This is a genomic window from Rahnella sp. BIGb0236, assembly GCF_004364755.1.
In the GTDB taxonomy this organism is placed as follows: domain Bacteria; phylum Pseudomonadota; class Gammaproteobacteria; order Enterobacterales; family Enterobacteriaceae; genus Rahnella; species Rahnella victoriana.
Genome location: NZ_SOAO01000015.1, coordinates 45,632 through 69,105, shown reverse-complemented (window position 1 = coordinate 69,105; position 23,474 = coordinate 45,632). Strand labels below are relative to the sequence as shown.

At 50.8% G+C, this 23,474-nt stretch carries 23 protein-coding genes; 17 read left to right on the top strand and 6 right to left on the bottom strand.

What is annotated here, in order from left to right; all coding sequences use genetic code 11:
• Window positions 1-15: 15 nt before the first annotated feature.
• On the bottom strand, window positions 16-447 hold the full coding sequence (locus tag EDF78_RS22225) for a rhodanese-like domain-containing protein (RefSeq protein ID WP_119823914.1): 432 nt from the start codon (window positions 445-447) through the stop codon (window positions 16-18).
• Between the two features lie 305 nt (window positions 448-752).
• Between EDF78_RS22225 and gpmM the strand changes: the two genes are divergently transcribed.
• The 5 genes from gpmM (at window position 753) to EDF78_RS22200 (ending at window position 6,999) form a co-directional block, all read left to right on the top strand.
• Window positions 753-2,297, top strand: a complete 1,545-nt coding sequence (gene gpmM, locus EDF78_RS22220; RefSeq protein WP_133823919.1) for a 2,3-bisphosphoglycerate-independent phosphoglycerate mutase — start codon at window positions 753-755, stop codon at window positions 2,295-2,297.
• Between the two features lie 145 nt (window positions 2,298-2,442).
• Window positions 2,443-3,735: a murein hydrolase activator EnvC gene (gene envC / locus EDF78_RS22215; protein WP_095924119.1), complete on the top strand. Its 1,293-nt coding sequence runs from the start codon at window positions 2,443-2,445 to the stop codon at window positions 3,733-3,735.
• Window positions 3,736-3,737: 2 nt separating this feature from the next.
• Window positions 3,738-4,661, top strand: coding sequence for a divergent polysaccharide deacetylase family protein (locus EDF78_RS22210; RefSeq protein WP_119823918.1), 924 nt, complete (start codon window positions 3,738-3,740; stop codon window positions 4,659-4,661).
• A gap of 182 nt (window positions 4,662-4,843) precedes the next feature.
• A complete protein-coding gene (locus tag EDF78_RS22205) occupies window positions 4,844-6,067 on the top strand; it encodes a glycosyltransferase (RefSeq protein ID WP_133823918.1) in 1,224 nt (407 codons plus the stop codon).
• Between the two features lie 2 nt (window positions 6,068-6,069).
• Window positions 6,070-6,999 (top strand): hypothetical protein, encoded by a 930-nt coding sequence (locus tag EDF78_RS22200; RefSeq protein WP_133823917.1) that lies wholly within the window; start codon window positions 6,070-6,072, stop codon window positions 6,997-6,999.
• Window positions 7,000-7,066: 67 nt separating this feature from the next.
• Here the strand turns inward: EDF78_RS22200 and tdh are convergent, their stop codons facing one another.
• Window positions 7,067-8,089 carry an L-threonine 3-dehydrogenase gene (gene tdh / locus EDF78_RS22195; RefSeq protein WP_133823916.1) on the bottom strand — a complete coding sequence of 341 codons (1,023 nt, stop codon included), beginning with the start codon at window positions 8,087-8,089 and terminating at the stop codon, window positions 7,067-7,069.
• 9 nt (window positions 8,090-8,098) lie between these two features.
• On the bottom strand, window positions 8,099-9,295 hold the full coding sequence (gene kbl / locus EDF78_RS22190; RefSeq protein ID WP_095924114.1) for a glycine C-acetyltransferase: 1,197 nt from the start codon (window positions 9,293-9,295) through the stop codon (window positions 8,099-8,101).
• 242 nt (window positions 9,296-9,537) lie between these two features.
• On the opposite strand from kbl, the gene rfaD reads away from it, so the two are divergent.
• The 12 genes from rfaD (at window position 9,538) to coaD (ending at window position 22,022) form a co-directional block, all read left to right on the top strand.
• Window positions 9,538-10,470 (top strand): ADP-glyceromanno-heptose 6-epimerase, encoded by a 933-nt coding sequence (gene rfaD / locus EDF78_RS22185; RefSeq protein WP_095924113.1) that lies wholly within the window; start codon window positions 9,538-9,540, stop codon window positions 10,468-10,470.
• A 30-nt stretch (window positions 10,471-10,500) separates the two neighbouring features.
• The gene (gene rfaF, locus EDF78_RS22180; protein WP_133823915.1) at window positions 10,501-11,550 is read left to right on the top strand and encodes an ADP-heptose--LPS heptosyltransferase RfaF; all 1,050 of its coding nucleotides are present in this window, start codon (window positions 10,501-10,503) and stop codon (window positions 11,548-11,550) included.
• On the top strand, window positions 11,550-12,533 hold the full coding sequence (rfaC, locus tag EDF78_RS22175; RefSeq protein ID WP_095924111.1) for a lipopolysaccharide heptosyltransferase RfaC: 984 nt from the start codon (window positions 11,550-11,552) through the stop codon (window positions 12,531-12,533). The genes rfaF and rfaC overlap by 1 nt, the downstream gene beginning before the upstream one ends.
• 2 nt (window positions 12,534-12,535) lie before the next feature.
• A complete protein-coding gene (locus EDF78_RS22170; RefSeq protein ID WP_131693825.1) occupies window positions 12,536-13,633 on the top strand; it encodes a glycosyltransferase family 9 protein in 1,098 nt (365 codons plus the stop codon).
• A complete protein-coding gene (locus EDF78_RS22165; protein ID WP_133823914.1) occupies window positions 13,626-14,630 on the top strand; it encodes a glycosyltransferase in 1,005 nt (334 codons plus the stop codon). The genes EDF78_RS22170 and EDF78_RS22165 overlap by 8 nt, the downstream gene beginning before the upstream one ends.
• A complete protein-coding gene (locus tag EDF78_RS22160) occupies window positions 14,627-15,913 on the top strand; it encodes an O-antigen ligase family protein (protein WP_133823913.1) in 1,287 nt (428 codons plus the stop codon). Before EDF78_RS22165 ends, EDF78_RS22160 begins: the two co-directional genes overlap by 4 nt.
• 69 nt (window positions 15,914-15,982) lie before the next feature.
• Window positions 15,983-16,990 carry a glycosyltransferase gene (locus EDF78_RS22155; protein ID WP_133823912.1) on the top strand — a complete coding sequence of 336 codons (1,008 nt, stop codon included), beginning with the start codon at window positions 15,983-15,985 and terminating at the stop codon, window positions 16,988-16,990.
• A 160-nt stretch (window positions 16,991-17,150) separates the two neighbouring features.
• A complete protein-coding gene (gene rfaQ, locus EDF78_RS22150) occupies window positions 17,151-18,233 on the top strand; it encodes a putative lipopolysaccharide heptosyltransferase III (protein WP_133823911.1) in 1,083 nt (360 codons plus the stop codon).
• The gene (locus tag EDF78_RS22145; RefSeq protein ID WP_095924105.1) at window positions 18,226-19,371 is read left to right on the top strand and encodes a glycosyltransferase family 4 protein; all 1,146 of its coding nucleotides are present in this window, start codon (window positions 18,226-18,228) and stop codon (window positions 19,369-19,371) included. The genes rfaQ and EDF78_RS22145 overlap by 8 nt, the downstream gene beginning before the upstream one ends.
• Before the next feature lie 120 nt (window positions 19,372-19,491).
• A complete protein-coding gene (gene waaA / locus EDF78_RS22140) occupies window positions 19,492-20,766 on the top strand; it encodes a lipid IV(A) 3-deoxy-D-manno-octulosonic acid transferase (protein WP_131693830.1) in 1,275 nt (424 codons plus the stop codon).
• Window positions 20,766-21,533 carry a glycosyltransferase family 2 protein gene (locus tag EDF78_RS22135; RefSeq protein WP_133823910.1) on the top strand — a complete coding sequence of 256 codons (768 nt, stop codon included), beginning with the start codon at window positions 20,766-20,768 and terminating at the stop codon, window positions 21,531-21,533. Before waaA ends, EDF78_RS22135 begins: the two co-directional genes overlap by 1 nt.
• Before the next feature lie 6 nt (window positions 21,534-21,539).
• A complete protein-coding gene (gene coaD, locus EDF78_RS22130; RefSeq protein WP_095924102.1) occupies window positions 21,540-22,022 on the top strand; it encodes a pantetheine-phosphate adenylyltransferase in 483 nt (160 codons plus the stop codon).
• 8 nt (window positions 22,023-22,030) lie between these two features.
• On the opposite strand, the gene mutM is transcribed toward coaD, so the two are convergent.
• The 3 genes from mutM to rpmB form a co-directional block, all read right to left on the bottom strand.
• Entirely contained in the window at window positions 22,031-22,840 is an 810-nt protein-coding gene (mutM, locus tag EDF78_RS22125) for a bifunctional DNA-formamidopyrimidine glycosylase/DNA-(apurinic or apyrimidinic site) lyase (protein WP_133823909.1), read from the bottom strand.
• A 141-nt stretch (window positions 22,841-22,981) separates the two neighbouring features.
• Entirely contained in the window at window positions 22,982-23,149 is a 168-nt protein-coding gene (gene rpmG / locus EDF78_RS22120) for a 50S ribosomal protein L33 (protein ID WP_004392084.1), read from the bottom strand.
• Window positions 23,150-23,160: 11 nt separating this feature from the next.
• On the bottom strand, window positions 23,161-23,397 hold the full coding sequence (gene rpmB / locus EDF78_RS22115) for a 50S ribosomal protein L28 (protein WP_004931195.1): 237 nt from the start codon (window positions 23,395-23,397) through the stop codon (window positions 23,161-23,163).
• Window positions 23,398-23,474 lie beyond the last annotated feature (77 nt).

Genomic DNA, 23,474 nt, shown 5'->3' with positions numbered 1-23,474 from the left:
CGATTGGCTGAATGCTTACTTACCGCGCGCCAGAGGCAGGTTTTCACCGCTCCAGCCGCTGATACCTTCTTTCAAGGTATAAACACGTTCAAAACCTGCGGTGATCAGGCCTTCTGCCGCAGTGCGGGAAGTCTGGCCGGTCGCGCAAACCACGATAACAGGCTGCGCTTTATGTTTCGTCAGTTCACCCAGGTTGTTGTTTTTAATGTCGGCAGACAGCACGTTATGTGATTCTGCGATGTGGCCTTTGCGGAATTCTTCACGCGCGCGCACATCGACAATAATGGCATCTTCTTTGTTGATCAGTCGGGTTGCTTCGCCACGAGTGATCTCTTTCACTTTAGAAAAACGTGTTTTAAAGGTGGTCACAATTACTGCAATCAGTAACGCAACCCACGCCAGGCTGAGAACCGGATGCGCACTGATGAATGGCATAATATCTTGCATGGGGTGTAGCAACTCCCGTCAGTTGGGGGAAAATTCAAGGCTTCAGAGTATACCTGCGCGTCGGAGCAAATACAGCCAGTAAGCGCGGGCGAATGCCACAAACTGCGGCACGTCTCGGAAAATTAACACGCCTTTATGCCGAAAGTTAACCCTCACCTCGCCTCATCTTTGATCTCCTCCGGCTATTCCCTTGCAGTGCTGGGGTAAAATCAGGCCGCCCGAATGCCCTTAGCCGCGCCTGTTCTTGTCCTTTTTAGCTGGCGAGCCTATTGAGCATTTCATCTTTTAAACTGAGGTCAATTGACATGTCGAGCAACAAAAAACCGATGGTTCTGGTTATTCTTGATGGCTACGGCCATCGCGAAGAACAACAAGATAACGCGATTCTGAATGCCAAAACCCCCGTCATGGATAATCTGTGGGCCACCTATCCGCATACCCTCATCGCTGCTTCCGGGCTGGACGTCGGTCTGCCTGACGGTCAGATGGGTAATTCCGAAGTGGGCCATGTCAATTTAGGCGCAGGCCGTATCGTGTATCAGGATCTCACCCGCCTGGACAAAGAAATCAAAGAAGGCGACTTCTTTAATAATAGCGTACTGACCGGCGCTGTAGATCGTGCCGTTACAGCAGGCAAAGCGGTTCACATTATGGGCCTGTTGTCTGCCGGTGGCGTACACAGTCATGAAGACCACATCATGGCGATGGTCGAACTGGCGCACCGTCGCGGCGCGAAAGCCGTGTATCTGCACGCCTTCCTCGACGGCCGCGATACACCGCCACGCAGTGCTGAAGCGGCATTGAAACGCTTCTCAGAGAAATTCGCACAACTTGGCACAGGCCGTATCGCATCTATCGTGGGCCGTTATTACGCCATGGATCGTGATAACCGCTGGGATCGCGTGCAACTGGCTTACGATTTGATGTCACAGGCCAAAGGCGCATTCACTGCCGATAACGCACTTGCAGGTCTGCAAGCCGCTTATGCGCGTGATGAAAACGATGAATTTGTTAAACCCACCGTGTTGCAGGCGGCAGGCGAAGAATCCGCGGCAATCAATGACGGCGATGCCCTGATCTTTATGAACTTCCGCGCTGACCGTGCCCGTGAAATCACCCGCGCCTTTATCAGCCCGGATTTTGACGGTTTTACCCGTGAAAAAGTGATTAATTTCGGCGATTTCATCATGCTGACCGAATATGCCGCAGACATTAATGCGGCCTGCGCCTACCCGCCAGCCTCCCTGAAAAACACGCTAGGCGAATGGCTGATGGCTCACGGTAAAACACAGCTGCGAATCTCTGAAACGGAGAAATATGCCCACGTCACCTTCTTCTTTAACGGTGGCATGGAAGACTCGTTTGCAGGGGAAGACCGTATTCTGGTGAAATCACCGAATGTGGCGACCTATGACCTGCAACCGGAAATGAGTTCTGCTGAACTGACCGAAAAACTGCTGGGCGCGATCAACAGCGGCAAATACGACACCATTATTTGTAACTACCCGAATGGCGACATGGTCGGCCATACCGGTGTTTACGAAGCGGCGGTCAATGCGGTTGAAGCGCTCGATCATTGCGTGGCTCAGGTTGTCGATGCGGTGAAAGCCGTCGGCGGCCAGTTGCTGATCACCGCTGACCACGGTAATGCGGAACAAATGCGTGATCCGGCAACCGGTCAGGCGCATACCGCACACACCAGCCTGCCGGTGCCGCTGATTTATATTGGCGGGGACGCACAAGCTGTTGAAGGCGGTAAATTGTCTGATATCGCGCCGACTATGCTTTCCCTGATGGGCATGGAAATTCCGGCAGAAATGAGCGGCAAACCGCTGTTTATCGCCCGCTAATTTTTGTTAAAGCAGTGAAATAAAGGCGTGCTGACACCGGTTGGTACGCCTTTTTTGTTTGTGCATCAGCCGGTTGATTAGTGTTACGATACGAAAAGGGACAGCCATATTGTCTATCATTCACGGTCGACAAGCGGAAAAAAGATTGAGCAAATTCATTCATTTCAGCCTGATGAGAACCCGCCTTTCCGCTCAGGACAAGGCCGTATCTGCCTTCCCATCTCCAGCCTTATTCCTTTGCGCTTCGTTGCTTTTTCCCGGGGTGAGTGCCCACGCTGACGACAATAAAGATCAGCTCAAAACCATTCAGCAAAACATTGCGGAAAAAGAAAAAAGCGTCAAACAGCAGAAGCAACAACGCGGCACATTATTGCAGCAGTTACAGGCGCAGGAAAAAACCATCGCCTCCGCCAGCAGCGAACTTCGTGGCACTCAGTCCACCCTCGCGACGCTGGGAAAAGACATTTCCGGGCTTAATGCGTCCATCGATAAATTACAAAAACAGCAAAAGACGCAGGAAACCCTTCTCGCCCGGCAGCTCGATGCCGCCTTCCGCATCGGCCAGCACAAAGGCCTGCAATTGCTGTTAAGCAGCGAAGAAAGCGAACGCAGCGAGAGGATCCTCGCTTATTTCGGCTATCTGAATGAATCACGACAGAAAACCATCGAAGAACTGAAACAAACGCGTACCACGCTGGCGGAACAGCGGGTCTCTTTGCAGGCCAAACAAACCCGGCAAAAAACGCTGTTAAACGAACAACAAACGCAGCAGCAAAAACTTGAGCAGGCACGCGCAGCCCGAAAACAAACCCTCACGGCGCTGGAATCCTCATTGCAAAAAGATGAGCAGAGCCTGACGGAATTGCGCGCCAACGAATCCAGCCTGCAAAACAAAATTGCGGCAGCTGAACGTGCAGCCAAAGCACGGGCGGAAAAAGAAGCACGTGAAGCGGCAGCCGTCAGGGCAAAAGAACAGCAGGCGAAAAAATCGGGCTCAACCTATAAACCGACCCAAAGCGAACAGTCACTGATGGCCCGGACGGGCGGTCTGGGAAGGCCATCCGGTCAGAATATGTGGCCTGTTAACGGTTCGTTGATACACCGCTTCGGCGAACAATTGCAGGGTGAACTACGCTGGAAAGGGATTGTGATTTCAGCCAGAGAAGGCAGTGATGTGCGGGCTATCGCCGATGGACGTGTCATTCTGGCGGACTGGTTGCAGGGATACGGGCTGGTTGTGGTTATCGATCACGGCAAAGGCGATATGAGTCTGTATGGCTACAATCAGGACGCGCTGGTCAGCGTGGGCGATCAGGTCAGAAGCGGTCAGGCCATTGCTAAAGTGGGGAACAGCGGCGGACAAGGCCAGCCATCGCTGTATTTTGAAATTCGTCGTCAGGGCCAGGCAGTTAACCCACAGCCGTGGTTGGGAAGATAGCATTGCGATATAAAAAGTCCGTTTTAGCTGCCCTTTGTGGTACTGCGTTTTTCGTTTGTCAGGTTCAGGCAGCGAAATTATCCATCCTGATTGATGACTTTGGTTATCGCCAGCATGAGGAAAACCAGGTACTTCAGATGCCAAAAGCGGTATCCGTCGCGATTTTCCCCAATGCACCTGATTCGCAAATGATGATGAACAAAGCGCATCAGCAGGGCCGTGAAATTCTGATCCATCTGCCGATGGCGCCACTGAGCAAACAGCCGCTGGAAAAAGATACCCTGACACCGTCCATGAGTGCTGAGCAAGTGAAGCACATTGTCGATCAGGCTATCAGCAATATCCCTTACGCGATTGGCATCAACAACCATATGGGCAGCGCCATGACCTCCAGCCTGACCGGGATGGAAAACGTCATGCAGGCGATGAACGCCCATAACCTGTTCTTCCTCGACAGCATGACTATCGGTAATACCCAGTCGGTGAAAGCGGCACAGGGTACGCGGGTAAAAGTCATTAAACGTAACGTGTTTCTGGATGATGTGCAGAACGAAGCTGAAATCCGCCATCAGTTTGAGCGAGCCATTCAGCTCGCACGCCGGAACGGATATGCCATTGCGATCGGACACCCGCATCCCACTACTGTGAAAGTGCTGCAACAGATGCTGCCGAATTTGCCTGCCGATATCCAACTGGTCCGCCCGAGCGATCTGCTGAACGAACCTCAGCGCAGCACGCCAGCCGGGAAAACGCCGCCGCCTGCATCAGCACGTAAACGGATCAGCCTCTGCCGCGTGAAACAACCTCTGCCGCAGATTTATGCCGACAGCATGTTTAAAATCCTCGGCGAAAGTCTGCAATCTTTACCGGCTGTGCAGTTTGCACAACATCAGTACGCCGTCATGACGACTTTTACCCAGAATTAAGGATCCTTCCCATTGATTTGGGCTTAATGATATCTGCGGGATAAATACATCCCCGAAGTCCACCCAATATATTGATATGGATGCGGTTACTGACAAGGTTAAATAAGTAGAGGTTATAGACATTGCCTCTTATAATGAGCATTGCATATTTTTTTGACCGGACTGAGCAAGGGCGCTAACCGATGGGACAAGATCGATCTAAAATTCTGCTGCTGGATAGCGGCAAGGAATGGGGAGGCGGAACTAACAGTATGTTAGAACTGCTGAAAAGAATCGATCGTGAACGGTTTGAAATCAGTTGCTGTTTTTACAACGATTACGCCAGAGATAACGGCGAAACCATCAGTCAGATATTAAACTCACTGAATGTGCCGGTATTTTTCATTCCTCAGGTTAAACAACCCACATGGGCTAAAGTCAGCAAAGAAGTCCTGAGGACGTTGTTTTTCTTTAGTGCGGGTCTGCGTCAGAAAGCCATCTATTCGATTGATAAAATCTGGCGAATTAACCCAAATATTCGCAAGATCCATTCTTTGCTTGAACTGGGTCAGTTCGATATTTTATATATGAACAACCAGCCAAGCTCTAACGTTGAAGGCTATTATTCTACCGAAGGCCTGCCAACAGAAATCGTGCAACATTGCCGCATTGAGCCGGTGCTGAACCGGGATGTTGTGCGGATCGTTAACCGGTTTTGCCACAGCATTATCTCTGTGTCACAGGGCGTTCAGGAACAGCTTCTCAAACGAGGCGTACGCAAAGAACTGTGTTTTACCGTGTTCAACGGCATTGATATCCACCAGTCGTTACCTGATGGCGCAAAAATCCGCGAAGAATTAGGGGCCACTGACGAGACCTTTATCTTTGGCAGCATCGGATCGCTGATTAACCGTAAGGCGCATCATTTTACCTTACTGGCGCTCGACAAATTTAACCGCGCGTTCCCGGAAGCGAAATGGAAGATGGTATTTGTCGGCGAAGGCCCGAATTTACGGCGTCTTATCCAGCAAACTTCCGCGCTGAATATGATGGATAAAGTCATATTTACCGGTTTTCAAAGTAATGCGCTGGAATATCTGGCCGCTTTTGATGCCTTTATCTTAGGCTCTAAAAGTGAAGGGCTTCCGCGTGTCGTTCTGGAATCCATGTTACTGAAAACCCCGGTCATCGGATCAAATGTAACGGGAACGGCCGAACTGATAAGAAATGCAGAAACCGGCATGTTATTTGAGTATAGCGATGTCGAGATGCTCTTCAATCATATGAAAACGCTGTACCTCAACGCGCATCTGAGACATGAAATTGCAGAACAGGCGAACCTGAATGTTCGTGATAAATTTGCCATTGAAAAATATGTCTCTGGTGTGGAAACCGTTTTAAGTAGCGTGAAAAAGAAACAAGGCTGAATATGTTTAAATTCCTGAACTCCAAATATCGTCGCATTCTTTCGCGCCATAATTTGCCTTATGCAAATACTGTTATTGCGGGCAAACCAAAGAATAGCGTGACGTCGGTTGTGATCCCTTCCGCAGGCGCTGACTATATTGAAGAAGCCTGTCTGTGCGCGGAATTTGCTGACAAATTCGCAACCGGTTTGCAGGAAATCGTGATTGTTACCGATCAGGAGGCCAGCCAGTTCCGTCCGCTGCCTGAGAAAGTTCGCATCGTGACACTCAGTCCTGAAACCAAATCTGGCGATTATCGCTATAAGCAAATTTACCTCAGCCGTCTGATTAAGCTGATGGCCCCCTTACAGGCCAAAACCGACGGTATTTTGATGATCGATTCAGATCTGAATCTGCTCAAAATGCCGGAAATACAGCTGCATGAAAATCACATTTATTCCAGCTTCCGTCAGGGCAAAATGATTGCCAAACTTGACGGCTGTGATCCTGAAACCATCCCGGCTTATTACAAAGACAGCGTACGCCCTTATATTGTTGACCACGTGAATGGCGCATTTTTGGCCGCCACCCGTAAGACCTGGCAACGGTTATGTCCGCTGTGGATTATGTTCTTCAGAGATACCTGGAACATTCTGCCCGACAATCAGCCACCGACTGACCAGCTGCCTCTGGCGGCAATGCTCGATACGCTGGACATCAAAACTGTCAACCTGGGCGACTGGATGAACTGGCCGGTATCGAAAAAAATTGGCGGCACGCCGTCCGTTATTCCGAAAGAAGTGATCGGCGCTCATGGTGGATTCCCGCTGACCGAATGGCAAAAGTATCTGGCGTCACCGGATAATGCGCTGTTATTCAAAGGTCAGGATTACACACGCAAAGTGCGCTATCTGACGGATGCAGAGAAACAAACGGCAGACCCTGCGGTATAAAGCCTCCGTCCGTTGTCATAAAAAAGCCCGCTCATTTAGCGGGCTTTTGCCTTTCTATCGCGCCAGATCACCAGTTAAGGATAACTTTGCCGGAATGCCCGGAGCGCATCGCATCAAACCCTTTCTGAAATTCATCAATCGGGAAATGGTGGGTTATCAAAGGCGTAAGATCCAATCCTGACTGGATCAGGGCAGCCATTTTGTACCAGGTTTCGAACATTTCCCGGCCGTAAATCCCTTTGATAAACAGACCTTTGAAGATCACCTGGTTCCAGTCGATCGCCATCTCGGTTGAAGGAATGCCTAACATTGCAATCCGCCCGCCGTGATTCATGGCATTGAGCATGCTGCGAAACGCCGCAGGCGCGCCAGACATCTCCAGCCCGACGTCAAACCCTTCCGTCATGCCCAGTTCATCCATCACGTCCTGCAAGCTTTGCTGACTGACATTCACCGCCCGCGTGACGCCCATTTTACGCGCCAGTTCCAGGCGATATTCATTCATATCGGTGATCACCACATGGCGTGCTCCGACGTGTTGGCATATCGCCGCCGCCATAATCCCAATCGGCCCTGCGCCGCTGATCAGCACATCTTCACCGACCAGATCAAACGACAGTGCGGTATGCACCGCATTGCCGAACGGGTCAAAAATCGCGGCCAGATCATCAGAAATATTGTCCGGGATTTTGAAGGCATTAAAGGCTGGCAGCACCAGATATTCCGCGAAGGCACCCGGACGGTTGACCCCGACACCCTGGGCATTGCGACACAAATGCGTGCGACCGCCCCGGCAATTGCGGCAGTGTCCGCAGGTGATATGTCCTTCACCGGACACCCGATCACCGATGCTGAAGCCTTTCACTTCCTGCCCGATACCGACCACTTCGCCGACGTATTCATGCCCGACCACCATCGGCACGGGAATGGTTTTTTGCGACCATTCATCCCAGTTGTAGATATGCACATCCGTCCCGCAAATCGCTGTTTTGCGGATTTTGATCAGTAAATCGTTATAGCCTAATTCCGGTACCGGCGCATCCGTCATCCAGATGCCTTCTTCACGTTTGAGTTTTGCTAAGGCTTTCATCGACACTCCTCAGGCGATCACGCCCAGTTTTTTGCCAATACGGGTGAAGGCATCGACTGCCTGCTCGATGTGTTCTGTGCTGTGCGCCGCTGACATTTGCGTGCGAATACGCGCCTGCCCCTGAGGCACCACCGGGTAAAAGAAACCGGTGACATAAATCCCTTCCTGCTGCAAAAGCGACGCAAACTCCTGAGCCAGACGCGCCTCGCCCAGCATGACCGGAATAATCGCGTGATCGGCGCCTGCCAGCGTGAACCCGGCAGCCGTCATTTTTTCACGGAACAATGCTGAATTACGGAGCAGGCGCTCGCGCAGTTCGCTGCCTTCTTCGAGCATCGAGAGCACTTTAAGGGATGCCGAGACAATCGACGGGGCCAGTGAATTGGAGAAAAGATACGGCCGCGAACGCTGGCGCAGCCAGTCGATCACTTCCTGACGCGCTGCGGTATATCCGCCGGAAGCGCCGCCCAGTGCTTTGCCGAGCGTGCCGGTGATAATGTCCACACGCCCCATCACGTCGCAATATTCGTGGGTTCCGCGTCCTTCAGCACCGACAAAACCGACCGCGTGGGAATCATCCACCATCACGAGCGCGTCAAACCGTTCAGCCAGATCGCATACACCTTTCAGGTTGGCGATCACGCCATCCATTGAAAACACGCCGTCCGTCGCCACCAGAATATGGCGGGCACCGTCGTCTTTGGCCTGCTGTAAACGGGCTTCCAGTTCTGACATATCATTGTTGGCATAGCGATAGCGTTTCGCCTTGCACAAGCGGACGCCGTCAATAATCGATGCGTGATTCAGCGCATCCGAAATGATGGCATCCTCTTCACTCAGCAGTGTTTCGAACAAGCCGCCGTTGGCATCAAAACAGGAGGAATAAAGGATCGCATCGTCCATGCCGAGAAAGTCCGCCAGACGGTGTTCGAGTTCTTTGTGAGTATCTTGCGTGCCGCAGATAAAACGGACAGATGCCATACCAAAACCGTGACTGTCGAGCCCTGCTTTGGCGGCTTCGATCAGCGCCGGATGGTTCGCTAATCCGAGGTAGTTATTGGCGCAGAAATTGATGACCGGCGTGCCGCCAGCCACTGAAACTTCAGCCTGCTGCGGCGTGGTGAGAATGCGTTCTTCTTTAAACAGCCCCTCAACCCGCGCCTGGTCGAGCTGATCTTCAAGCTGGCGATAAAACGAAACAGACATACAGTATTCTCCTGAAATGACTCATTCACGGAATACATTACTAATCTGCATATGAAATAACGATGAAACCACTCACAATATCTTTGTTTTGCAGCAGAGTTCACGCCTTACGGACTGAAACACAAGAATGCAGGTTATCGGACACCTTCCCAATGTGAGCTTCATTCTGAAGTGTTATGATATTACCCAATATAGTAGCTGCGCATGGTGCGCAGTTCTTCAAATGATTAAAGGTGGATCCCATGATAATCGTCACTGGCGGCGCTGGTTTTATCGGCAGCAATATTATTAAATCGCTCAATGATATGGGATACCGCGATATTCTGGTGGTCGATAACCTGAAAGACGGCACCAAGTTCGTCAATCTGGTGGATCTGGATATTGCGGATTATTGTGACAAAGAAGATTTCATTGCCAGTATCGTTGCAGGCGACGATTTAGGTGATATTGACGCGATCTTCCATGAAGGCGCGTGTTCGTCCACTACTGAGTGGGACGGCAAGTACATGATGGATAATAACTATCAGTACTCCAAAGATATCCTGCATTATTGCCTGGATCGCAGCATTCCTTTCCTTTACGCCTCTTCTGCCGCCACCTATGGCAGCCAGAGCACCAGCTTTGTTGAAGATCGTAAATATGAGCAGCCACTGAACGTCTACGGTTACTCCAAGTTCCTGTTTGACCAGTATGTTCGCGAAATCCTGCCACACGCGGAATCCCAGATTTGTGGTTTCCGTTACTTCAACGTCTACGGACCACGCGAAGGTCATAAAGGCAGCATGGCCAGCGTCGCATTCCACCTGAACAACCAGATTAAAGCCGGTGAAAATCCGAAGCTGTTCTCTGGCAGCGAAGGCTTTAAGCGTGACTTCATTTATGTGGGTGACGTGGCAGCGGTAAACCTGTGGTTCTGGCAGAACGGCGTGTCCGGTATTTTCAACTGCGGAACCGGCCGCTCTGAATCCTTCCAGGCAGTTGCGGATGCCGTGGTCGCGTACCACAAATCAGGCGATATCGAATACATTCCTTTCCCGGAAAAACTGAAAGGTCGTTACCAGTCCTTCACTCAGGCTGACATGACGGCGCTGCGTAATGCCGGTTATGACAAACCTTTCAAAACGGTTGCCGAAGGTGTGACGGAATACATGAGCTGGCTTAACCGCACAGTATAAGCGCTGCACACTGAGGAATGGATTAACGGTATGAAAATACTGGTAATTGGGCCGTCATGGGTCGGTGACATGATGATGTCACAAAGTCTCTACCGCACCCTGAAAGCGGCGCATCCGCAAGCGCAGATCGATGTAATGGCACCTGCCTGGTGCCGTCCTTTACTGGATCGCATGCCGGAAGTGCATCAGGCGCTGGCTATGCCACTGGGGCATGGAGCTCTGGAACTGGGCGAGCGTCGCCGTCTGGGCATTTCACTGCGCAATGAACATTATCAGCGCGCGTATGTCCTGCCTAACTCGTTTAAGTCGGCACTGGTGCCGTTCTTTGCACGCATCCCTCAGCGCACCGGCTGGCGCGGTGAAATGCGCTATGGCCTGCTCAATGATCTGCGGGTGCTGGATAAGCCCGCGTTTCCATTGATGGTTCAGCGTTATGCTGCACTGGGCTACGATGCCCGACAAATCAACACCGCTGCCGACCTGCCGCAACCCATTCTGTGGCCGAAATTACAGGTCAGTGAAGCGGAAGTCACCGCCGTCAAAACCTCATTCTCTGTGGATAATGCCCGCCCGCTGATTGGCTTCTGTCCGGGCGCGGAATTTGGTCCGGCAAAACGCTGGCCGCATTATCACTATGCCGTACTGGCGGAAAAACTGATCAGCGAAGGCTATCAGGTGGTGCTCTTTGGCTCGGCGAAAGATAACGCGGCGGGCGAACAAATCCGTCTGGCACTGACGGAAAATGCGCAACCTTTCTGTCTGAATCTGGCCGGTCAAACCTCGCTGGATCAGGCCGTCGTGATGATTGCCGCCTGTCATGCCGTCGTCAGCAATGATTCGGGTCTTATGCATGTCGCCGCTGCACTGGATAAACCGCTGGTCGCACTTTACGGACCAAGCAGCCCGGATTTCACGCCGCCACTCAGCCATCAGGCGAAAGTGATCAGGCTGATCACCGGTTACCATAAAGTCCGTAAAGGCGATGCAGAAGAAGGTTATCACCAGAGTTTAATTGATATTCAACCAGAGCAGGTTTATCAGGAATTAAGCCAGTTACTGAGTGCAAGGAAGGAGCTGTAATGCGGGTACTCATCGTCAAAACCTCGTCCATGGGCGACGTTCTGCATACGCTTCCGGCGTTAACGGATGCCATGCAGGCTATCCCCGGGATCCGCTTTGACTGGGTTGTGGAAGAAGGATTTACGCAAATCCCCGGCTGGCATCCGGCCGTTGATCGCGTGATACCGGTCGCCATCCGCCGCTGGCGCAAAAACTGGTTTGGATCTGAAACCCGTCAGCAACGCTGTGATTTTAAGCGAGAAGTGCAGTCTCAAACCTATGATGCGATCATTGATGCGCAGGGGCTGATGAAAAGTGCCGCGCTGATCACCCGTGTCGCTAAAGGTGAAAAACACGGTCAGGATTGTAAAAGTGCCCGTGAACCGTTCGCGAGCTGGTTCTACAACCAACGTCATGAAATCGACAAAAAACAGCATGCTGTAGAACGTACCCGCGAATTATTCGCCAAGAGTCTCGGGTATCAGAAACCTGAAACTCAGGGGGATTACGCCATCGCGGCACGGTTCCTTTCGCACCTTCCGGCGGATGCAGGGCAGTATCTGGTGTTTCTCCATGCCACCACCCGCGCAGATAAACACTGGCCGGAAGAACACTGGCGTGAACTGATTAGCATGCTGAGCGGGCAGGATATCCGCATCAAACTTCCCTGGGGAGCCGAGCATGAATATCAGCGCGCGATGCGTCTGGCCGACGGATTTCCTTTCGTCGAGGTCTTGCCGAAATTGAGTCTGGAAAAGGTAGCCGAAGTGCTGGCGGGCGCCAAAGCCGTGATTTCTGTGGATACCGGCCTGAGCCATCTGACAGCGGCACTGGATCGACCGAACATTACGCTGTATGGCCCCACCGATCCCGGTCTGATTGGCGGCTACGGAAAAAATCAGTTTATCCTCAAGGCGGAAGATAACGCGTTGCAAAATCTGCCCGCAAAACGCGTTTTTGAGCGTCTGAACGACATCATATCAGCAACAGAGGAAGTGAACTGAGCATGAGCTATGTGATTATCTTCATTCTGTTGTGGCCGTTCAAAATGCTGATGAAACCTTTTCATCAGGGAAAGGGCCGAAATCTGGTCATCCAAACCGCCAAAATTGGCGACTTTGTGAATATCACTCCGCTGCTGAAACACCTGAAAAAATCAGACGTGCTGATCAGTAAAACCGTTTTACCCCTCGCGGAACGTGATTCCACCATTGAGAACCTCTATCTGATTGAAGATCATAAAAAATCTCTCATCAGCAAAATTCGTCTGGCCTTTAGACTGCTCAACCGTTACGACAATGTGTATTTGCTGCAACCTAACAGTATCAACGCGTTCTACGCAGCCTTTTGTAATGCCCGACATAAAGCCTTTCTGATTGCCTATACCCGCAAGTGGTATCACAGCATTTTTTATCAGACCGCAGATGTTGTTGTTCTGCATAAGAAAACAGACTTTACGCTGGAAAGTTATCTGAAGCTGGCGAATCCATCCCTGACTGCCGACAGTTATAAGAAGCACGCCACTTTTCCTTTGTGGATCCCGCAGGAAAGGCTGTCAGCACTGGTGGAGAGTGAACACATCAAAATCGGCATCAGTATTTCTGCCGGTAACAAAGCGAAAACGATCCCGACGGCAATATGGATTAAAATCCTTGATTCCCTGAAAGACCTTCCCTGCCAGTTTTATGTGTTTGGTCCTGAGAATGAGCAAAAATATCTGGATCAGTTACTGGCGCAAAAAGGTGACAGTGAAAATATCATCAGTCTGATTGGTAAGCTAAAATTACACGAGGTGCCACACGCCATTTCACTGATGGATATGTATATCGCTTCCGATTCAGGGAATGTCTATATTGCAGATGCTGTAGAGGTACCGGTGGTGTGTCTGGCGGGTCCCTGTGATCTGCGCGAGCAACATCCTACGTTTTCGCCGCTGATCCTTACACCGCAGGGTGAGGGTCTGGCTCCTGAATCGTTTATCTTCTCGGCACCTTATTCATTCAGGCACAGCGCAGAACAGCTTTTTGCTCTCAGTGATGAACAGTTAAATCAGATACGTTCTTTTGTCATCAGCAAAATGGGTCAGGAACAGAATCATGCCTAATCATGAATACCTGAATTATCTCGAGCAGAAAGAAGAGCTCGTAAACAATTTAGGGTTTTCAGTATTGCCGGTTGTTCATATTGCGTTCGGGATCAACAACGCCTATGCACGCGGCATGGGCATCACTGTTTTTTCTGTTATGGAAAATAATCCAGATTTGGCGTTTCATATTCATGTTTTTGGCAGCCCGCTGGATCAAAAATCAAAATCCCTCCTGCTCGAATTGGCCGCCGGTCGTCCTCTGGCCATCACTTGCTATGTCTTTAAAGAGTCGGCATTTGCGGATTTACCGCTGATGGGGCGTTATCCACAGGCCATTTATTACCGTCTGTTTACGCCGTACATTCTCGCTAACGTGACGTCAAAACTGCTTTATCTTGATGCAGATACATTGTGTCTGGGCAGTTATAAGCCACTAAATGACATGGATATCAGTGGTTACACGCTGGCGGCAGTGAATGACACCCAAAGGGCGCGAAATAAACTCTGCCCTCAGTTAGGGCTGGTCCAGGGTAACTACTTCAACTCAGGTTTTTTATATATCAACATCCCGCAGTGGATCGAGAGAAAAACGACCGAAAGAATTATCCAGGTCCTTTCTCAACGCGAAGGTGAATTAAAATTCCCGGATCAGGACGCCCTGAATATTGCGCTGGAAAATGAAGTGTTATTGTTACCTAAAAAATACAATTTCATCTGTGACATCATTTTAAACAAAGTTGGGAAGAAAACCCCTGTACCGCAGGATACAATCCTGATGCATTACACCGGAAAATGTAAGCCCTGGCATCTGTGGGGGCTGGGTGAGTTATCGGCGATTTATAATCAATATTACGATAAATCTCCGTGGCATGGTGTGCCACACGATCATCCCGTGTCCTATAAAGAAATGAAACGTTACGCGCAGGCGCTTTGGCATGAACGTCAATATATAACCAGCCTGTGCTGGATGACTAAATACATGAACAACAAGATCTTCAGGAAGAGTCATTTATGATCAGGAAGTTAATGGCATCCGTCAGACAATCGTCTTTTGATGAGAAGCTGGCTGCTGTATTTTTCTTATTTATCACGATTTCTATTTCTTTCTTTATGTACTCAGGCGAAGTTACCCGAAACTTCTTCTACATAATTACCTATATTTCAATTATTTACTTTCTATACCTGACTTTCAAAGTCGAGAAGAAAGTCCATTTTTATCTTTTCTCCTGGGTCGTTTTCCTGCTGGGGTTAAGCAAGTTACTGTGGGTGATGCTGACCACCAATGAGCACTATCCTCTGATCGCCTATCACTATCAGATCAGCGGAAAACGCATGATGTTAGCCGCCTTTGTGCTCTATGCCATTGAACATAACTTGCGCAAATGGACATTATCGCGCACTACCGTCAGAGCGGGCGTCATTATTATGTCGCTGATGTTTATTTTCATTTCCGTCATTCATATTGTGGTGTTTGTTAAAACCGGCCACAGAATAAAAATAAACTCTGATGCCCCGACGTCAGGGGGATATATCTTCACCATCTTCTCGCTGCTGGTGATGTACAGCATTAAATATTATTCATTCAAACATTACAGGTTACCCTGTCTGGTTGTGATGACATTAACCTTTGCGGTACTGGCGGCCACGCAAACCCGTTCGGCCATTATACTTTTTGCCTTATTCAGCGTATTGAGCGTTCTTTACGATTTCGCCAAAAGTTCGCACACGTCGAAAATGATCTACGGGTTTGCTATCGGCGGTTTAATTATCGCTGCGGTTGTCTCCGGTCATCCTTATTATAATAAAGCGCTGGCCCGTATCGATAATCTGCAAAAAGAAGTGTCCTCTTACAGCGAAGGACATCGTAATTCATCCGTCGGGGCACGCTTCTCAATGTGGCGCGCGGGGATAAATGTTTTTGAACAACATCCGCTGGGTCAGTCGGCGGACAGTCGCAACGCGCTGGCCACCACGTTTATCCAGCAGCATGAAGGCGGTAACCCGGAAGCCCTGCGCAATCTGCAGTTCCATTTGCATAACGACATTATCGACACGCTGTCACTGCAGGGGATTTTTGGCGCCATCATTCTGGTCATCTTCTTTGCCGTCCTGCTGCTCTACCCTTTCAGACTGGTACCCAAAGGCTACGAATTCCTGCTGCTTTCGGTTCCGGTCATTTACTTCAGTCAGGGCGATACCCAGTTTTATAATCGTGAATCCCCCTATTTTATCATTCTGGTCTTCGGCTACCTGCTGATGCTGAGAATGAGCACCCGCACTTCATTGGGTAAATCCTGACCCTTCCGGACGGCGGGGCTGACCCGCCGTCCGGTTGTCTGCCCTCTTTATCAGTGGAAATTGTGTGAAATGATCATGACAACGACATCCGAAAACATCCGGCTCAGCGCCATTATTCCTCTGTTTAATGCCGGGGAGATGTTTCGAAACTTTATGGATTCGCTCGTCGCTCAGACGCTGGAAAGCCTTGAGATCATCATTGTTAATGACGGTTCAACGGACGGTTCTGATAAGGTGGCTCAGGAATATGCCGACAAATATCCGCACATTCGTGTCATCCATCAGACTAACGGTGGCGTGTCCCGGGCGCGCAATGCCGGTCTGGACGTTGCCAAAGGTCAGTATGTCACCTTCCCGGATGCCGATGACATACTGGATCCGGCGATGTATCAGACACTGACAGACATGTGTGAGCAGGATGATCTGGATGTCGCGCAATGCAATGGCGAGCGTTATTTTGTCGGGTCTGAGAAAGTAAAACCGATCATACCGGTTGACCGTTTAACCTCGACAGGTGTGCTGGATGGCGCAACCTGGCTGAAAATGGCGCTGGCAACCAACCGTTATCTGCATGTGGTGTGGCTGGGGGTCTACCGGCTTGAATTGATAAAGAAAAATGGCCTGTATTTTGAGCCCGGTTTGCATCATCAGGATATTCCCTGGACGACCGAGTTAATGTTCAACGCCCGTCGGGTGAGATATACCCAGCAGATCCTTTACCGCTATTACATTCATGGTCAGTCAATCAGTAACCAGAAGCGGACGGGGATGAAAAACGTTGAATATCAACGGCATTATTTGAAAATTGCCAAAATGCTGGATGAGCTGAATCAACGGTATAAAGACCGGGTCCACATCTATCCCGAGTTTCCACGTCAGGTCACCCGTGAAGCCCTGACGGTATGCCATTCTGTTCGTCGTGAACCGGACCCGGCGGCTCAGAAAGCCATGATCGAGGATATTTATACCTCCGGAACACGTAAGATAATGCTGCGTAATGCCCGCGGCCCGAAGCAGTGGTGGCAGGTCGTGCTGTGGCTCATCCGCCTGCACAAGTTACGTAAAAGACTCGCGTAAGATGTTTAAGAAAGGGACGATTCATTTACGTTCTTAACTCCATTATAACGGGTTCATAAACGTCGTTATTTATCTTTCTATATCAGTCAGATAAATAACTTCACAGCATACGATTCTTCACCTAAAATCAATTCACTATATTCTAATATCAGATAATAGAATGCCTAACTCCGAAGCCAAATATGCAGCGCTAAAACCCAGAAGAATTCTTCTGGTTAAACTCCGTCATCACGGAGATATGGTGCTGACAACGCCGGTGATAAACAGGCTGCGTCAGCATTATCCCGATGCTGAAATTGATGTGCTTCTGTATAAAGAAACCCGACCGATCCTCAGTGAGCATCCTGCCCTGTCGCATATCCATGTCATTGACAGATCATGGAAAAAGCAGGGGATTCGCTATCAGCTACAGCAAGAATATCAGTTACTCAAAGCAATCCGCGCACGGCATTATGACCTGGTGATTAACCTCGCCGACCAATGGCGAAGCGCCCTGCTGGCGTTGTTCAGCGGTGCTAAAATCCGGTTAGGCTTCGACTATAAAAAGCGCCGCTCACTGATCTGGCGCATGGGTCACACACAGTTAGTGACCACCGAAAATCACAGCATTTTGCATACCGTTGAGCAGAATATGTCGATTCTGTCTCCGCTGGGCGTATCGACAGAGAATGCCCAGACCTCGATGCATTATTCAGAAAGTGACAAGGCATTTTGTCAGCAGTTACTTCTGAAAAATCAGGTCGCTGGCGACTATATTGTGATCCAGCCGACGTCCCGCTGGACGTTCAAATGCTGGGACGATGACAAATTTGCCAGCGTAATTGATGGCCTCGGCGATACCGGTCTCACCATAGTGATGACCGCCGGTCCGGATAAGAAAGAGCTGGATATGGTGCGCAAAATCCAGGATCTGACCCATAACACGCAGGTGATTTCCGTTGCAGGTCAGCTTTCCCTGACGCAACTGGCGGCAATGATTGACGGCGCAAAACTCTTTATTGGTGTCGATTCCGCACCGATGCATATGGCTGCCGCGCTCAATACGCCTTGCGTGGCCCTGTTTGGTCCGACGAAGATGCAGCACTGGCGCCCGTGGGGTCACAATAATACGACACTCTGGGCGGGTAATTACGCACCACTTCCATCGCCGGATTCAATCGATACCAAAACCCAGCAACGTTATTTGCATGCAATCCCTGTCAGCGATGTGATTGATGCCGCCAGGAGTTATCTGCATGACTGATGCCGCCGAGACCAAAAATATTCGCTTAGCCATTGTCCGGCAAAAATATCGCCCGGATGGCGGCGCGGAACGGTTCATCTCCCGCGCGCTGGAAGCCCTGGATGACCAGAATATTGATCTAAATATCATTACCCGCCAGTGGGAAGGCAAGCCCAATCCGCAATGGAAAATTCACCTGTGCAATCCGGCAAAATATGGCCGTGTATCACGGGAGAAAGGATTTGCCGTGGCCGCCCGCCAGTGCTGGGAGCAGCAACATTTCGACATTGTGCAAAGTCACGAGCGCATTCCGGGTTGCGATATTTTCCGCGCCGGTGATGGCGCGCACCGCGTCTGGCTGGAACAAAGAGCACGCGTTATTTCGCCCTTCCAGCGGTTTCTCACCCGCATCAGCCCTTATCACCGCTACGTTCTGCAGGCTGAAGAAGCCATGTTCCACTCTGCGGAATTGAAAAAAATCATCTGTAATTCCGGGATGGTAAAGCGCGACATCATGCGCTGTTACGGCGTTGATGAGAGCCGTTTTGAAGTGATCTATAACGCCATCGATTCTGAAAAATTTATGCCTGCAACAGAGGAACAGCGCCGGAGTTCACGTGAGGCGCTTTCCATCCCTTCAGCCGCCGTCGCACTGATTTATGTGGGTTCAGGATTTGAGCGTAAGGGCCTGAAACCGGCGATTGAAGCCATTGCTTCCGGTGATCGCTACCTCATCGTTGTCGGGCAGGATAAAGATCAGAAAAAGTATGAGTTGCTGGCGCAGCAATCAGGCTGTGCTGACCGCGTCCGCTTCACCGGCGTGCAAAACAATGTGCTGCCTTACTACCACGCCGCAGACGGCATGATTTTGCCGACGTTATATGACCCGTTCCCGAACGTCATTCTGGAAGCGATGGCCTGCGGTTTACCGGTGATCACCAGCCAGACCTGCGGCGGGGCAGAATTCATCACACAGGGGAAAGAGGGCTTTGTTTGCGATGCGCTGGATGTTGCCAGCCTGAGCGAATTCGTGAAGAAAATCCCTTCGCGTCAGGAAAATGACGACATGGGGAAAGCCGCCAGAGCGCGAATTTTGCCTTATAGCCCTAAAAACCTTTCACAACAGTTAGTTGCACTCTATCACTCATTACTGGTCTGATGACGTTTGTGCTGACATGATGAGTCGATCGCACTTATCTGATACCATGTGCCAATCTATCCGCCGGGACTATTTTCGCTATATGAAATTGACTTTCCCTAACGCAACGCCTCATAAAAGATGAATATTTTTTATAATATAATCATATATTTAATTCAGCCATTGATTTGGATCCGTTTGCTGTTGCGCAGCCGCAAGTCGCCTGCATACCGTAAACGCTGGGCTGAACGTTATGGCTTCTGCAAAGGGAAGGTTGTCTCCGGCGGCATTATGCTGCATTCAGTCTCCGTGGGTGAAACACTGGCGGCAATCCCGTTAGTCCGCGCCTTACGCCACCGTTATCCGTCGTTGCCCATCACCGTGACCACGATGACACCGACCGGTTCGGAACGCGTGCAGTCCGCGTTCGGCAAAGGCGTGCATCACGTTTATCTGCCTTATGATCTGGCAGGATCGGTCAACCGCTTCCTGGATGAGGTCAACCCGAAGCTGGTGATCATCATGGAAACCGAGCTTTGGCCGAACCTGATCAGCGCCCTGCATCGCCGCAAAATTCCACTGGTGATCGCCAATGCCCGCCTTTCTGCCCGTTCAGCGAAGGGATATCAGAAGCTGGGTAAATTCATCCGTACCATTTTGCAACGCATCACCCTGATCGCCGCACAGAATCAGGAAGACGGCGAACGCTTCCTGTCTTTAGGGTTGAAACGCAATCAGCTCGCGGTCACCGGCAGTCTGAAATTCGATATCTCTGTCACGCCGGAATTAGCCGCCAAAGCCATCGCATTGCGCAGCCAGTGGGCGTCACGCCGTCAGGTATGGATTGCGACCAGCACGCATGAAGGTGAAGAAACCTTGCTGCTGGAAGCGCACAAAGAATTACTCAAAACGCACCCGAACTTGCTACTGATTCTGGTACCACGCCACCCTGAACGTTTCCCGGTCGCGTGCGACCTCACCCGTAAAGCGGGTCTGTCATTCATTCAGCGCAGCTCAGGTGAAGTTCCTTCTTCGGCTACGCAGGTGGTGATTGGCGATACCATGGGTGAACTTATGCTGCTGTACGGCATTGCCGATCTGGCATTTGTCGGCGGCAGTCTGGTGGAGCGTGGCGGGCATAATCCGCTGGAAGCAGCCGCACATGCGATCCCGGTACTGATGGGGCCACACACCTTTAATTTCAAAGACATCTGCGCCAAACTGGCTCAGGACGATGGCCTGATCACCGTGACCGACACGGCGTCGCTGGTGAAAGAGATTTCCACCCTGCTGACGGATGAAGATTATCGTCTCTATTACGGGCGTCACGCGGTCGAAGTGCTGCATCAGAATCAGGGTGCATTGCAACGCCTGCTGCATTTACTGGAGCCTTATCTGCCTGTCCGGAGTCATTAATGGCTGATAAAAAGCGTTTATCCGTCGTGCTGATTGCCCGCAATGAAGCGGATTTGTTGCCGGAATGCCTGGAATCAGTGGCCTGGGCAGATGAAATTATTCTGCTCGATTCCGGCAGTGAAGATGCCACGCAGGACGTTGCCCGTCGCTACGGCGCTAAAGTCTTTCAGAACACCGTCTGGCCAGGGTTTGGCAAACAGCGCCAGCTGGCGCAAAGTCATGCCACCGGCGACTACATTTTGATGATTGATGCCGACGAGCGCGTCTCCCCTGAATTACGCCAGTCCATCGAAAACGTTCTGCATACCCCACGCGATAACACTGTTTATAGCCTCGGGCGCAGTAATCTTTTTCTCGGAAGATTCATGCGCCACAGCGGCTGGTATCCTGATCGCGTCAACCGCCTGTATCCTTCCGCTTTCCGCTATAACGATGATCTGGTGCATGAATCACTGAAGACGGAAAATGCCAGCGTGATCCCGTTGCAGGGTGACTTGTTGCATCTCACCTGCCGCGACCTTTTTGTTTTCCAGCGTAAGCAGCTTAGCTATGCGCAGGCATGGGCGGAGCAGCGTCACCAGCAAGGCCGCCGTTGCAGCTTCTTCTCGATCATTTCGCATACGCTGGGCGCCTTCAGCAAAACCTGGATCCTGCGGGCTGGGTTTCTGGACGGGAAGCAGGGGTTGATCCTGGCGGGCGTCAATGCACAATATACGTTCAATAAATATGCCGCCCTGTGGGCACTCAGTCACCAACTGCAAAAGTGAGCCATCATGAGCACTAAGGCAATTTATCCCGGCACGTTTGACCCGATGACCAACGGGCATCTTGATATCGTCACCCGTGCGGCGCTGATGTTCGATCACGTCATTCTTGCGATTGCCGCCAGCCCGGGCAAAAAACCGATGTTTACCCTGGATGAGCGCGTGGCGCTGGCAACACAGGTCACCTCGCATCTGGATAACGTCGAGGTCATTGGTTTCAGTGATTTGATGGCGAATTTCGCCAAAGCACAGGGGGCTAACGTGCTGGTACGCGGATTACGTGCGGTGTCTGATTTTGAATATGAGATGCAGCTGGCCAATATGAACCGCCATTTGCTGCCGACGCTGGAAAGCGTGTTTATGATGCCTTCGAAAGAATGGTCGTTTATCTCCTCTTCACTGGTCAAAGAAGTTGCCCGCCACGGCGGGGATATCACTCCCTTCCTGCCACAGGTCATTACTCAGGCACTGATGGAAAAAATCAGCGCCTGAATCATGAATTAGCGCTGACAGCGCGGGCAGAAAAACGTGGTGCGCTGAGCGTGTTTTTTACTCTCAACAGGCGTACCACATACCCGGCAAGGTTCGCCAGCCCGTCCGTATACCTGCAATTCCTGCGCAAAATATCCCGGCTTTCCATCCGACTGTAAAAAGTCTTTCAGCGTCGTCCCACCCTGCTCAATCGAGCGCAGTAATACCGCTTTAATCGTTCTCACCAGTAATTCCGTCTCATCACGTTTGAGCGAATGAGCAGGTCTGTCAGGTGAAATACCCGCAACAAATAAGGACTCGCTGGCGTAGATATTCCCTACCCCGACCACCAGTTTGTTGTCCATCAGCCAGGGTTTGATCGGCGATTTTTTTGTGCGCGATTTCTCAAACAAATAGTCTGCTGTGAAATCTTCGCTTAACGGTTCCGGCCCCAGATGCGCCAGAACATTACTGGCCGCCAGATCAGCAGACCACAACCAGGCACCAAACCGTCGCGGATCGGTATAACGCAGCACATGTCCGGTATCCATGACCAGATCAACATGGTCATGTTTGCCTGCTTCTGTTTCTTCCGGCAGTACACGCAAACTGCCGGACATACCCAGATGGATGATGATCCAGCCGGTTTTCAGCTCGACCAGCAGATATTTTGCCCGGCGCTGCACACTCAGAACGGGCTGATCGCTTAACGCTAAGATTTCCGCCGAGACAGGCCAGCGCAGGCGTGGATTGCGCACGATGGCATGCAGTATCGTGTGACCTTTCAGATAGGGTTCAATCCCTCTGCGGCTGGTTTCAACCTCAGGTAATTCCGGCATAATTTCCCCTTGAGCAGAATCGTTTACAGAGTGTGTCGCAGTCGTCGATATCAGGCAAATAAAAGTCACGCCGAATGAAAACCACAAAATTCAGGCAATAAAAAACCCGGCCGGAGCCGGGTTTTTAGCAATCCACTAAAATTATTTAATTTTAGCTTCTTTGTAGATCACGTGTTGACGGACAACTGGATCGAATTTCTTCAGTTCCAATTTTTCCGGCTTAGTACGCTTGTTCTTCGTGGTGGTATAGAAGTGACCAGTACCAGCAGAAGAAACCAGCTTGATCTTCTCGCGAACACCTTTAGCCATGATGCAGTTCCTTAATACTTCTCACCGCGGGCACGCAGATCGGCCAAGACCGTCTCAATACCCTTCTTATCGATAACACGCATACCTTTAGCAGATACACGCAGAGTTACAAAGCGCTTCTCAGCCTCAACCCAAAAACGGTGGGAGTGCAGGTTCGGCAGAAAACGGCGTTTGGTCGCGTTCATTGCGTGGGAACGGTTGTTACCGCTCACCGGGCGCTTGCCAGTAACTTGGCAGACTCGGGACATGTCTATTCTCCAAAAATCAAATCAGCTCGAGCTTCGTATAGGGTATGGCCGCCTCGTCAGGCTTTTAGAGCCCATCT